The sequence below is a fragment of the Lysinibacillus sp. GW247-5R2A genome (assembly GCF_059424475.1).
The window spans coordinates 224,641-238,164 of record NZ_JBWKZL010000007.1; the positions used below are offsets into that span (position 1 = coordinate 224,641).

Consider the following 13,524-nt stretch of genomic DNA (forward strand, 5'->3'; position numbering starts at 1 on the left):
CACATCCATGTGGAATATCGGATTAGGTAGTATGTACTTCCTGCCCCTTACAATCTATATATCGTAATTAGTTGGAAATGTTTAATAGTTTTTCGAAAGTTTTTTTATTTTTTTATGTATTAGATTACAAGTTTTAAATTTCAGCTTAACTAAAGCACATATGCTTTAATTCTTCTTTAGCTGTTCTAAGAAATTTGATGATGTTGATAAAGCTTCCTTATTCTGTGCTTGGATAGCTTCAAAAACTTCGGAGCGATGTACTTTCACTGTTTTTGGTGCAACAATGCCTATTTTAATTTGTTCACCATCTACTGCTAATATTTTAATTTCTATTTGATCACCTATCATTATAGATTCATCTTTTTTTCTTGAAAGTACCAGCATTATTTCGCACTTCCTTCCAACGTTTGCATTGGGTATCGTAGTGGGTAGTGCTTATTATCTTGTAGAACAATTTGCTTACCGAGTTTTTTATCCATATTTATGATTAAAGGGGCTAGCAAATTAATAGTAGAATCCTGGAAAGTTTCCTTTATTGTAACAACAGCATATACAAGAGCATCCTCTTCTTTTTCAATTTGTAGTTGCTCACGATCCTCTTCACTAATATCAAAGCTATAGTCTTTTTTAAAGACAAAAGGATAGGCTATTATAAAGCCAATTTCCATTTGATCAACTGATTGTAGTAATACTAATGGAAGATTTGCATCAATAGGTAGTAAAATGAATTTTTTATAATCTTCAAAACCTAATAAACCTTGCTCAAATGTTAGAATTTCTTGTTTTTCAATTTCGATTTCACCTAAAAATTTAGTAGTTATTTTCATTCTTTCATACGCTCCTTAAATAATGACGTCAATGTTAACATCTGGTCTTTGTATCATTGTACTAGTTACTTTACCAGGTGTGTAGTCATGAATAGGTTTGTTCACCTTTGCGCCAATTATTGGTTCTCTTCTTTCTATATTGATGTCTGTAGTACCTGGTGTATAGTCCACTCTAACAGAGCCTACAGAAGGTACAAATTTTATGTTAAATGGCACACGATGAGGACCATGGTTTTGTTTAGCGATATTTTGAATAATCGCACGTCCTTGTCCTTTACCTGCATTCTCCATTAGTTGACGTCCCTCACTTGCTCTACGGGCCATCCCCTCTAATGCCCCTTGTTTGCCCTCCTCAGCATAGTTTGCACTTGATTCTAAAGGACCTAACATCCCGATATCCCTTCTTGCTTGAGAAGAGTCGATTTGTAAAACTCCTCTAGTTGTACGAATCTCCAAGATAGCTGCTGGTTGTTCAATCGTTTGGGTAGCTTTCGGCTGTTCAATAGATTGTTGAGGTTTGTTAATTTCAAGCTCTATCTTTGCATCAATTGTCTGAATTTGAATTTGTGGAATTCGCATTATAATTCTCCTTTCAAGAAAAGCGTTTGAACAAATTGTTCAAACGCCTTTTATTAATTAGCGGATAAAATCCACTAGTGTTTGTTGAATAATTTTTGAACCTACTGAAAGTGCAGCCTGATGAATAGATTCATGAGTCACCATTTCTGTAATAGCTTTCGCATAATCGACAGACTCATTATCTCTTAGCTGTTTTGTCACATTAACCTCACGGATACCTAGACGATTTTCCATCATCTCTACACGATTTTGACGAGCACCGATATCAGCTTGTGCCTCAAGGACTTTATTATGCATTGTTGTAATATCATCATTTGTACTGGATGATGAAACACCACCAAGCATATTACCTATTTCTTCACCAGTTTTTGTTGAATCTCCTAGTAAGTCCGAAATTTTCCCCATCATATCATCTAGATCTTTAAATAAATCATTACCTGGTGTATTTACTGGGATTTGAATGCCATCATATATTTCAATATTCACTGCATTACCGTTAATAGCAGGATCAACTACTTTACCACTTCCTCCTGGTACAAACAACGGCTGATTTGTATTTGTTCCACTAAATATGTAACTACCACCAATATTCGTATTTCCTACATCCTGTAATTGCTGACGAATTTGATCAATTTCACTTTTAACCTTTTCACGTTCTTCAGGTGTATTTGTATCATTTGCTGCTTGAATAACCAGTTCACGAACTCGCTTCATCTGCTCACCTACCTGATTTAGAGCTTCATCAGTAGAATCTAACCAACTTCCTGCCGTAATCATATTACGTGTGTATTGTTCTACTTTAGCTAAATCTCGGCGATAGCCCATTCCTTTTACTGCAACTACTGGGTCATCAGATGGACGAGTGATCTTTGAACCAGAATTGATTTGATCTTGAAGCTTAGACATTTTACCATAGCTGATATTTAAATTGCGTAGCATGTTACTTGATAGCATTGATTGTGTTACACGCATCTTGTATAAAACCTCCTTCTTATCAGTTGGAGAAAGTATCTCCATTAATTACTCTTAATTTTTTTCTATCGTTATAATCCAACTCGGCCCATACCGTTAATAATTTTATCCAATGTTTCATCGACAACCGTAATCATACGTGCATTTGCATTATACGCCTGTTGGAAAGTAATCATATTTGTCATTTCTTCATCTAACGAAACAGCACTTACAGAATCCCGGCTTTTGAACACCATTTGAAGTTGGGATTCAGACGAGGCTGCTAAACGTAATGCTTCTTCACCATCTACACCAACTTTACCGACAATCGCTTGATAGAATGATTGTAAGCTTGCATTATCTATATCTGCATATAATTTATGCTGCATATTGGCAAGCTCGTAAGCATTTTTACCATTTCCTTCTTCTGTCGGGTTAGACGATGCTGCTAAAAGATTAGGATTTTTTTTGATATCCTCATTAACCTTAATTCCACCAGCACCAGTTCCTTCAAAGAAAACGCCACCTGGCTTAGAAGCATTGATGATGTTTCCGTTCGCATCTTTTTCTTCAAGGGTATATCCTTTTGCATGCTGCGCATTGAATTCTTTAATAAATGCATTAGCCAGTTGATCTAATTTTTGTAAAGTTTCCGAGTAGTATCCTTTAATATCGCCGCCTGCACTTTGATAACCAAACGAATTAATGAGTGAAAGTAATTTCCCTTTTGATGCTTCAAAGTCTTGCTGTTTAATGGCTGTTTGTGTACTAGTGACAGCACCAGCTTCGTGTGCATCTAAAGATTCCAATCCTGTTAATTGTAATTCAGAGAAAGAATTTGTAATATCGTCGCCTGTCACCTTCGTACCATTCGTACCCATTGCTGTGAACTGAGCGAAATCTTTACCGTTTACTAAATCTCTGACAACACCATCTGCGCCTTTAAATGTAATTTTTAAGCTGCCCTCTGCAACCTCTGATGCTAAACCACCAGAAGGAATACGTTCAATTGATACCGGGATATATTCATTTAATTTATCGACTAACGTATCACGAACATCATATAAATCATTTGGTACATGTCCACTAGGTTCAACCTCTTGAATCTGTTTATTAACAGCAGCGATCTGTTTAAGGATGGTATTAATTTGAGTTGTCGAAACATTAAGCTCATTTCCAAGATTACCTTGAATCATTTTTAATTGCTTATCAAGATAATTAAAGGATTCAGCTAAGTGCTCTGCACGACTAATGGCTACTTGACGAGAAGCCCCGTCCGCAGGCTTTGTCCCCAAATCTTCAAGTCCCTTCCAGAACTGTTCAAAAGCCTTATCTAAACCAAATTCCGAAGGTTCATTCATAACATCTTCCATTTGGGCAATGGCATTTGTTCTAGATTCCCAGTAACCTAACTTATTCGTCTCTTGACGATATTGGCGGTCGATAAATTCACTGCGGATACGTTGAATCGAACTTGCTTCCACCCCAGTACCAAGATGTCCTGGATAAGTTGGTTGGTTTAATCCAGCAGTGGGAAAACCAGGTGTTGCCTGCATGTTTACTCGTTGGCGTGAGTAGCCTAATGTGTTGGCGTTGGAAATATTATGTCCTGTTGTATATAAAGCTGTTTGTTGTACGAAGAGGCCTCGTTTACTTGCTTCTAGCCCCATAAATGTTGAGCGCATGTTTCTTCCTCCTTTGTTAGGCTTGTGAATCGAAATATGATTTTTTTGCTATGTTATTTGTGCCGAGCACCTCGTTGCTAGAGTAGTTCATTTGCTCTGTACGAGGTCTTACGGCATCTAATGTTAGGTTGACGATTTGTAGTGATTGGAACACGAGCTTTTGATTTAAGTCATTTTGTGTGCGTAGGTCATTGATAATTTGCAATAGGCGATCGCGAACTACTGATAATGTTGCTTTGTCCGTTTGTTGTTCAGCAGCCTCGATGACGTCCGCGACAGTTGTTTTGTCAGTTGAAGCAAGTCCCTTTGCTTCAAGGTAGTCCGTTACCTGTTTCTGACGCTGTTGTTCGAGCTTATCGATGGCCGCTACGTGTGCCTGCTCATCCTTGAGCAATTGGTCTAGCGCTTCGATATCGCCAGCTTTAATGATCTCTGTTTTTTTGAAGGCTAGTTCAAGTAAGCTTTTATGCATTCTCTCTAGCATCGTTAATGTAGAATTAATCGCTTCTACAGACATTTCGCTATACACCCTTTCTGCTATACCCTAGAAACGATAATATTTCAGCATATCCTCAGCTACTTTACGAGCATCGACTTTGTATTCTCCAGAATCAATGTCTTTTTTCAGCTGTTGAACACGGTCAGCTCGCTCCGTATTGTAGGTTGAAACGCTTTTCATGTCTTGAGCAGCTTTTGAAATTTCGATTTTATCTGCAAAAGATGTTTTGTTTGTATCGGATTTAACATTGCGAACCTGGTTTTTATAGGCGTTCACTGCATTAATTCCATAAGATGTAATTTTCATCTTGAAACCCCCCGTCTAAAAATCTTATCTTACTATTATTTCGGATTGTCTCACATAATGTTAAGTTTTCACATATAAAAAAGTGTGCTAATTTTGTTTAAAATTAACACACCTTCAATTATTAACGTTTTCGGTCTGCGTGATATGTGACACGATCGCGTTGCTCTACACTATCACGGAATTCCTTAGCCGCTTCAAAAGTACGTAAATCAGCTTTTAATTCATCCTGACATTTTGTGCAAAGCTTGCCTGTCGTCGTCAGATGACCACAGTTATCACATGGGTAGCCTAAGTTAGGAAACATCGCTGGTTGCAAGCGACCTTTACGCACCCATTTATATAATAGCTCTTCCTCTGCTCCCGTCGCTTCTACAATACGCTCCACTGTTGCAGCACGGTTCTCACGTTTACGTAGGAAGCGATATACGATTTGATACAGTTCTTCTTCTGATTGTGCACATTTATGACAAACTTCCCGTACCCCTGTATAATTAAAAAACTCATTACATTTTGGACAATTTCGAACCTCTGCCATCTACTTTTCCTCCTCTAGCAAAATATCTTATCTACGCCTACTAAACTCTTCATCTATTATACATAATACATTGGAAAATTCATCCTTCAATTAATGTGAAGTATTGGACATTTTTTGCACCTGCTTGCATTAAAACATTTGCAGCATGCTGTAATGTGGTTCCTGTAGTTTTTATATCGTCAAATAGAAGGTAATCTTTATCCGCTACATTTGCGCCCTCCTTTAAACGAAATAGTGGTGCTACACGTAAGCGCTGTTCTCTATTTTTGGAGCCTTGTGTTTCCGTTGTGGTCTTTTCGAGCAGCTGAATATAAGGTATGTCTGCTGCCTTTAATAATTCATTAGTATGCGAGAAGGTACGCTCCTGCTGTTTGAGGAGATGCATGGGAATCGGTAGAATCATCGCCTTTTCTTTATTGAAACGGGTATACAGCTCCTGCCGAAATACTTTTGCCAGAGCTACATCTTGTAGAAATTTAAATTGGTGTAAATAGTCTTTCATAGCCTCATTATATTGATAGAGTGCTGTAATGGACTGTGAATGCTTAAAGCGAGCAGTGCATCTTATACATATAGTTGGAGTAAATTGCTTTATTAATAACGATTTCCAAGAAACTGAGGTTTTTAATAGCTGTGAGCATAATAAGCAATGGGATTCTGTTTTATTCATTGAGGAAATCCTTTCTTATTATAAAAGAGGATTTTCGCACATGCCTCATCCATCTCTGTCGTGATGCCATGGTGAAAGAATACGATGTTCCCATTTGGATATTGATTATTTCGTCCAACTCGTCCAGCTATTTGAATTAGCGCACTTGCGGTAAATATGGAGGATTCTGCCCCAACAACCGCCACCTGCACATTACTAATGGTGATACCCCTCTCTAATATGGTAGTTGTTAAAAGTCCTGGTAATTCATTATTTCGGAGCATCTCTACTTTCTCTTTCCGATCCGGATCTTCTGCATGCACAGCGAGGATATTTTCATTTACTAGCTGAAATAGAGGCGCTGCTTTATGCATGAGGGCGATCGTAGGGAAAAATAGTAAGAATGGTTCCTTTCGTTCAAGGCGTTCTTCTGTCCATTTTATTAACTTTTTAGGGATTTTTCCTTGTTTGAAGCTTTTATTGTAACCCCATAAAGCACAAAACTGAGGAACTGGTAATGGATGATTGTGAAAGCGTTTGGGGATGAAGGAATAGCTTTCATGTTGGAAGGCATTGAGTAAATTCTGTGATGGCGTTGCTGTAACAAATACGATAGGTGCCTCTTTCTTTTTAGCCTTTGTCACTGCTCTTTGTAGAGTTTCATCTATAGTATAAGGAAAAGCATCTGCCTCATCTACGATCATGACATCAAAGGTGCTCTCAAATCTATAGAGCTGATGAGTTGTGGCAATAATAAGCTGGGCATAAGCATTTTGCTTCGTTACACCACCATATAATGCATGAATAACTGTCTTAGGGAATACATGTTGAAAGCGTGGATATAGCTCTAATACTACATCCGTGCGCGGTGTAGCAATACAAACACGTAAACCCCGCTTTAATGCATCATGAACAGTTGGAAAAAGCAATTCCGTTTTTCCTGCCCCACATACAGCATGAATAAGATGGGAGCGTTTTGCTTGTACACTTGCTAGCATCTCGCTTGCAGCCTGCTGTTGGAGCTTTGTCAACTGCCCTTCCCACTTTAATATATGCCTTCTCATTTTAATTACTTGAGGGCCTGTCCATACCATCAACTGCGTACAGCTACTCACCCTGCCCATTCGAATACAATGTCGACAATATAAACATTGCTGCTGACATTTTGAACAATCGAATATCGTGAATAAATGTGGGTCTATATTGTGGCAACGATTGCATTTGGTGACGGGCGTCAATTCAATTCCTTCTATTATACGGAAGTAATTTTGCTTAATTGCTCGATCAATATCTATAGTTGAAAATGGAGAATGATGCTTTAACCAAATACGGCCCTCATGAAAATCCCGTAAAGCTGGTGGTAATAGCCAACCTTTATATCTCAAAATGATCTCTCCCTTCATAGAAAAAAGCCTCTACTTTGCGTAGAGACTTTCATCGGTTACATTTATTTTTTGGTCCAACCTAAGCCCATTGATCCTTCTCCTAAATGAGTACCAATAACAGGACCAAAATAGCTTAATTTAAAGTTGACGTTCGGGTACGTTGCAGCTAATTGTTCTAGCCATTCTTGCGCTTCTGCTGGGCAATTGCCGTGAATGACCACAGCATCCATGGCATCATATTTTTTAGCATCCTCTGCTAGCAGTTCCTCCGCACGCTTTAAAGCTTTTTTACGTGTTCGGATTTTTTCAAAAGGAACAATTACCTTGTCCACAAAATGAAGGACAGGTTTCACTTGTAAAAGGCCACCGATTAAGGCTGCTGCAGAAGATAAACGCCCACCACGTTGTAAATGTGCTAAGTCGTCTACAATGAAGTAAGCACGAATATACTGCTGCATGTCCGCCAATGCTGCAAGTATTTCTTTGGCTGAATAGCCCTCTTTCGCCATTTCACCTGCTCTTAAAACGTAAAAGCCTTGAACAGCACAGGATATTTCACTGTCAAAGGTATACACATCAATACCTTCCACCATTTCACCTGCCTGCACTGCACCTTGATATGTTCCACTAATTCCACTTGATAGATGGATAGAAATAACCTCATCGTAATCCTTTGCTAGCTCATCGAAAAGAGCGACAAATTCTCCGATTGGAGGCTGTGTTGTTTTGGGAAATTCTTTGGCTCCACGCACCTTATCATAAAATTCAGATGCTGTGATATCTACTTCTTCTGCAAATAATTGGCCTGAAATATTAACGCTTAAAGGTATCATATGGATGTTTAAGCGTGCACGTTCCTCAACTGTATTATATGCAGTACTATCTGTTACGATTGCCGTCCTCATCTATGTCCACTCTCCTATGTTTCATAGTTTACAATCTATTTCATCTTGGTGCAATTGTTGTTGGGTTTCTCACAGATTTAGAATGAAAACAAAAAGAAATGAATGTGATGAAGGACGAACGTATATTTTACGTTTTGGTCATTCGACAATGAGCTAGTAGCTAAACTAGCCTCCATTTCACATTCATTTCCTATGTATAGTAGGCGTATCTTCACTCAATTCTATGTTGAATGAAGATCGCTCCTCTTAATTGCCTGTACTTGACTGTGAATCATCGCCAATATAAAAGACGCTTGTCACTTTCCAATCATCATCTTCTTTGACAAAGACCGTTACCTGTCGTCCTGCGCTTTCATGCTCGACATTTGTTTCGAGTTGAAGAGAATGCATTTTCATGTTGGCAAATACTTGAGCTTCTTCTGACCCGTATTTGGCAATCGTTACATTTTCGACATCACGCTTTATATCAAATTGATCGAACACTTCTGTTGCATATGTTTTTTCTTCATCATATTTAAAGCCCTTTGGATTTTTCGAAATCGTTTTCATATAGCGGTCGATTTCCTCCGCATTTAGGGCTGCAATATATTCATCGAAAGAAGCTAAAATAGCTTTTTCATCTGCTGCTGGTACGTTTTCTGCTTTTTCTACATTACCGCCCATCATCTCAAAGCCAACGGTACCATCCTCTATTACCTTTTCTCGATCGTCATCACTAATCTTCTCTTCTTTATTACCACATGCAGTTAAAGTGAATACAAATAAAATTATAACTGCTAGAAAACTTTTCTTTAACATCACAAAACCTCCCGCGCATATTGTAGCATATAAATGCTGTCGTAGGAATTTTGTTGTGCTTTTTCAACATTTAGGTGCTACATCTTCCTTATGACGCATTCGGCAGTAAAATGTTGCATGATCTGACAGTTTCCATATTTAATACCTACTAACAGGACGAAAGAGCAATGTTACAAATTTGTGAAAGGCGATCCAATATCTTTAACAGGCCATTCAAATAGTTACTAAAAAACAATAAAAAACTGTTTTAAAAACTACTTCTATACAAAGTAGCTTTTAAAAACAGTTTTAAACATTATCGTACTTCAACCCAACCATTTTTAATGGCTGTTACAACGGCTTGTGTACGGTCATTCACATTCATTTTTTGTAAGATGCTTGATACATGGTTTTTAACTGTTTTTTCAGAGATAAACAGTGTCTCACCAATTGTACGGTTTGATTGACCATCTGTTAATAGCTGTAATACTTCACATTCACGTTTTGTTAGTAAATGGAATGGACGGCGGATTTCCGTTTGGTGGAAGTTACCTTTATTTTCGTGTTCTGAAAGTCTTTTGAACTCTGCCACTAAATTTTTTGTTACTTTTGGATGTAAGTAAGATCCACCGTTTGCAACAACTTTAATAGCCTCCACGATTTCATCTGCATCCATTTCTTTTAGCATATAGCCAAGAGCGCCTGATTTTAATGCATGTGTCACATATGTTTCATCATCATGGATGGACAGCATAATGACCTTCGCATCAGGAAATTCATTAATTAACTCTGATGTTGCTTCTACGCCATTTTTGCCTGGCATGTTGATATCCATCAGTACTACATCTGGTTCGTTTTCAGCGTATAATGTTACTACATCAGTACCATCATCACCTTCTGCTACTACGTCAAACGTATCTTCAAAATCTAAAATACGTTTTACTCCTTCACGGAATAGCTGGTGATCGTCTACAATAATAATCTTTGTCATTTGTCTTTACCCCCTAAATTTCTGCAACAGTTACTTTACTTCTAACGGAATTTTAAATAACACCGTTGTACCTCGGTTGATTTCACTAGTAATAGTAATTGTACCATTTAAAATTTCAATTCGTTCTTTCATTCCTAAAATCCCAAAGGAATGGTCTTTCACTACTTGTTGGTCAAAGCCTATACCATCATCTTTAACAACGATATTAACAGCATCTTTTAACCATTCAAGCTTGACCCAAATGTCTTTACATTTTCCATGCTTCATGGCATTTGTTACACACTCTTGCACGAGTCGGAAAATGGATACTTCGTAATTGGAAGGTATACGTTTTTCTGTACTTCTCGATTGGAAATGAATGTCGACACCTGGATTATATTCAGTGACTGTTGATAAATACTTCTTTAATGTCGGAATAATTCCCAAATCATCAAGTGCCATTGGTCGTAGATCATAAATAATACGTCGCACCTCAGATAATGCGTTTCGCACCGTTTTCTTTAAATCAGCAATTTCTGCTAATGCATTTTCTATGCCTTTTTCACGATACGTTCTATCTATTAAATCAGTGCGCATTAGTACATTTGCAAGCATTTGAGCAGGTCCATCATGAATCTCTCTGGACAAACGCTTACGCTCCTCTTCTTGAGCTGCAATAATACGTATCCCAAAATCTTGCTTCATTTTTGCTTGTTCAAGCGCTAAACCAACATTTTTTAAATCTGAAGTTAAGTAATTCAAAACGACATTTACCTGATTGACAATATGATCAGCACGTTCAATCGTATCGAGTAATCCTCTTAATCTTCTCTCTAGATCATCTCTTTTATCGCGTAGCTGTTTTTCTTGCGTTCTAATAACGGAGAGCTTTACTTGAAAATCATGTGCAGTTTCATATGCTTCTCTAACTTGTTCTTCGGTATAATTATCAAAAGCTTTACTTACTAAGACAAGTCTTTGTTTAGCAAGCTGCGTACTTTTTTCCAATGCATCGCCTTCATCAATTACAATTGATATTTGTTTTCGAACAATTTCTAGCTCTTTTTGCATATCTTCAAAGCTTCTACGGCTTTGTTCGCTTATAATAAAGATATCATCCTTCGAGCTCATGATTGTATCTAACATTCGATTAAAAATGTCATCAAGCGACTTTAAATCGAAGGTATCATTTGAAAACATACTATACTCCCCAGTCTAATGTCTTATGATTACTTACTATTTTAATAGACCAAATTCTTATATTCCATAGTCTACACCTATTATAGCATTACCATGCTAAAATTTAATGCTTTTTCTTTACGAAAATTATAGAATAGAACTCTAGTTAAAAGGAGATTGATACGGATGAGAGAAAACTATTTAACAGTAAAAGGATATGGTGAAAGCGAAATTGTTATTTCTAAATCCCGCTTTCTCACTTATATAGAACGTGCAGAAACGGAAGAGGATGCAATTTCTTTTATAGATCGTATAAAAAAAATGCATCACAACGCAACACATAATTGCTCAGCCTATATAATCGGCGAACATGATAACATTCAAAAAGCGAATGATGACGGGGAACCTAGCGGTACGGCTGGCGTCCCTATGTTAGAGGTCTTAAAAAAACAAGGCCTAAAAGATACGGTCGTCGTTGTGACTCGCTATTTTGGAGGCATTAAACTTGGCGGTGGCGGTCTTATACGTGCATACGGAAAAGCAACAACAGAAGGTCTTATTGCCGCACAAGTAGTTGAACGCAAGCTCCATCATTTTATGAAGGTTGCCATTGATTACACATGGCTTGGGAAAGTGGAAAACGAAGTAAGAGGTTCGTCCTATTCGTTGGAGGACATCCGTTATTTAGAGGGTGTCGAAATCATCGTCTCTGTGCTAAAAGAAGAAGAGGAACAGTTCCGAAGCTGGATGACAGAAATCACGAATGGACAAGCATCCATCACATTCGAAGATGCTCAATTTATAGAATTTATTGTCAAATAAATAGTTTTAATTGTCGAAACTAAATATGCATAGTATAATTTTTTTGTTAGGCTATTTTTATGGACCACACGTTTACTTCTTTAGTAATTGAATAAAATTTAGCTTTATCGCATTATTATTCCCAATAATAAGAGGAGAATATATCCAATATGAAAAAAAGATCTATTAATAAGTTCAAAAAGAGATCTTCTAAAGCTTCCTTAATTATAAAAGTTACACTACTCCTAGTTGCTAGCTTAGTGATTTGTGTTACTGCTTATGGTGTTTACCTTACAAAACAGGTAGAGCATGCGGCAAACTCAGCCCATGAAGTATTAGAAGGTCGGGAAGTTTCTAAGCTCCGTGAGGAAAAAGTAGAACCGGTACATGATAATGTTTCTATTTTATTTGTCGGAGTCGATGATAGTGATAATCGTGGACAAGGTTCTGATCATTCACGTTCGGATGCGCTTATTTTAGCAACGTTAAATAATAAAACACATACCATTAAAATGTTAAGTATCCCTCGTGATTCTTACGTTTATATTCCTAAAGTGGGTTATAAAGATAAAATCACTCATGCTCACGCGATGGGTGGAACCCTTACTACGATTGAAACAGTAGAACAATTATTCGATATCCCAATCGACTACTATGTACGTATGAACTTCAATGCTTTCATTGATGTTGTCGATGCTTTAGGCGGTGTTGAAGCAGAAGTACCGTATGCCCTACACGAATTAGACGAATTTGATAAGTTTACAATCAATTTACAGCCAGGACTACAGCATTTAAATGGTAGTGAGGCACTGGCTCTTGCAAGAACACGTAAACAAGATAGCGATATCGAACGTGGTAAACGTCAACAGGAAATTCTTTCAGCTATAATTAAAAAAGTAGCATCTGTTGGTTCCATTACAAAGTATGATGATGTAATTAAAGCACTTGGTGATAATATGAAAACAGATATGACATTTACTGAAATGAAGTCCTTCTTGTCATACTTATCAAAAGGCGCTCCACGTATCGATGCTTTAACTTTGGAAGGTACAGATGATATGTCTACTGGTATTTATTATTACCAGCTAAATCAGGATTCTGTGGAAGAAACAAAGGAAATATTTAAAAACCATCTTGGCCGAAATGAAGAATCATCAAGCCTAACATCAAGTGGTAGCAATAATACAGGAACTGATAGTGCTGCTAGCGATGAAAATTCAGTTGTCGAATAATCAGTTCGTATAACAATAAGACCCTTCAGACCATAGACAAAATTTTGTCTATGGTCTTTTTTGCTTCTAGCCAAGGCCATTTTTAGTATAGCTCTTCTTTTCTTTTCCATACGTCATAATGACCATACGGCAGATTTATAGATGTTACTTCTTTTCCCTTAAACCGTTACTTTAAACAGCTCTCAGTTAGTGATAACAACCAACTCACCCCCATAATGAGCATATGCATTGCAAATCAACGATT

The 13,524-nt window shown here is 37.4% G+C and carries 16 protein-coding genes; 2 read left to right on the forward strand and 14 right to left on the reverse strand.

What is annotated here, in order from left to right; genetic code table 11:
* Nucleotides 1–165: 165 nt before the first annotated feature.
* From csrA to AC07YC_RS12870, 14 genes are all read right to left on the reverse strand, one after another.
* The gene (csrA, locus tag AC07YC_RS12805) at nt 166–384 is read right to left on the reverse strand and encodes a carbon storage regulator CsrA (protein WP_336636187.1); all 219 of its coding nucleotides are present in this window, start codon (nt 382–384) and stop codon (nt 166–168) included.
* A complete protein-coding gene (gene fliW, locus AC07YC_RS12810) occupies nt 384–827 on the reverse strand; it encodes a flagellar assembly protein FliW (protein WP_336636186.1) in 444 nt (147 codons plus the stop codon). Before fliW ends, csrA begins: the two co-directional genes overlap by 1 nt.
* Nucleotides 828–842: 15 nt before the next feature.
* The gene (locus AC07YC_RS12815) at nt 843–1,406 is read right to left on the reverse strand and encodes a DUF6470 family protein (RefSeq protein WP_336636185.1); all 564 of its coding nucleotides are present in this window, start codon (nt 1,404–1,406) and stop codon (nt 843–845) included.
* Between the two features lie 57 nt (nt 1,407–1,463).
* Entirely contained in the window at nt 1,464–2,378 is a 915-nt protein-coding gene (gene flgL / locus AC07YC_RS12820; protein ID WP_494919565.1) for a flagellar hook-associated protein FlgL, read from the reverse strand.
* 71 nt (nt 2,379–2,449) lie between these two features.
* Entirely contained in the window at nt 2,450–4,042 is a 1,593-nt protein-coding gene (gene flgK, locus AC07YC_RS12825) for a flagellar hook-associated protein FlgK (protein WP_233301903.1), read from the reverse strand.
* Nucleotides 4,043–4,058: 16 nt separating this feature from the next.
* The gene (locus tag AC07YC_RS12830) at nt 4,059–4,559 is read right to left on the reverse strand and encodes a flagellar protein FlgN (protein ID WP_036225862.1); all 501 of its coding nucleotides are present in this window, start codon (nt 4,557–4,559) and stop codon (nt 4,059–4,061) included.
* Nucleotides 4,560–4,586: 27 nt separating this feature from the next.
* Nucleotides 4,587–4,847 (reverse strand): flagellar biosynthesis anti-sigma factor FlgM, encoded by a 261-nt coding sequence (gene flgM / locus AC07YC_RS12835; RefSeq protein WP_036123292.1) that lies wholly within the window; start codon nt 4,845–4,847, stop codon nt 4,587–4,589.
* 121 nt (nt 4,848–4,968) lie between these two features.
* Nucleotides 4,969–5,382 carry a TIGR03826 family flagellar region protein gene (locus tag AC07YC_RS12840; protein WP_008178864.1) on the reverse strand — a complete coding sequence of 138 codons (414 nt, stop codon included), beginning with the start codon at nt 5,380–5,382 and terminating at the stop codon, nt 4,969–4,971.
* 79 nt (nt 5,383–5,461) lie between these two features.
* A complete protein-coding gene (locus AC07YC_RS12845; RefSeq protein WP_494919566.1) occupies nt 5,462–6,052 on the reverse strand; it encodes a ComF family protein in 591 nt (196 codons plus the stop codon).
* A complete protein-coding gene (locus AC07YC_RS12850; RefSeq protein WP_494919567.1) occupies nt 6,049–7,434 on the reverse strand; it encodes an ATP-dependent helicase ComFA in 1,386 nt (461 codons plus the stop codon). Before AC07YC_RS12850 ends, AC07YC_RS12845 begins: the two co-directional genes overlap by 4 nt.
* 44 nt (nt 7,435–7,478) lie before the next feature.
* Nucleotides 7,479–8,321, reverse strand: coding sequence for a DegV family protein (locus tag AC07YC_RS12855; RefSeq protein WP_494919568.1), 843 nt, complete (start codon nt 8,319–8,321; stop codon nt 7,479–7,481).
* A gap of 246 nt (nt 8,322–8,567) precedes the next feature.
* The gene (locus AC07YC_RS12860; protein ID WP_494919569.1) at nt 8,568–9,119 is read right to left on the reverse strand and encodes a DUF3225 domain-containing protein; all 552 of its coding nucleotides are present in this window, start codon (nt 9,117–9,119) and stop codon (nt 8,568–8,570) included.
* Nucleotides 9,120–9,414: 295 nt separating this feature from the next.
* Nucleotides 9,415–10,089, reverse strand: a complete 675-nt coding sequence (locus AC07YC_RS12865; protein WP_008178876.1) for a response regulator transcription factor — start codon at nt 10,087–10,089, stop codon at nt 9,415–9,417.
* Nucleotides 10,090–10,119: 30 nt separating this feature from the next.
* A complete protein-coding gene (locus AC07YC_RS12870; RefSeq protein ID WP_025116710.1) occupies nt 10,120–11,268 on the reverse strand; it encodes a sensor histidine kinase in 1,149 nt (382 codons plus the stop codon).
* Between the two features lie 165 nt (nt 11,269–11,433).
* Between AC07YC_RS12870 and AC07YC_RS12875 the strand changes: the two genes are divergently transcribed.
* Entirely contained in the window at nt 11,434–12,069 is a 636-nt protein-coding gene (locus tag AC07YC_RS12875; protein WP_069480059.1) for a YigZ family protein, read from the forward strand.
* Nucleotides 12,070–12,218: 149 nt separating this feature from the next.
* Nucleotides 12,219–13,280: an LCP family protein gene (locus AC07YC_RS12880; RefSeq protein WP_402796036.1), complete on the forward strand. Its 1,062-nt coding sequence runs from the start codon at nt 12,219–12,221 to the stop codon at nt 13,278–13,280.
* The last annotated feature ends 244 nt before the right edge of the window (nt 13,281–13,524 follow it).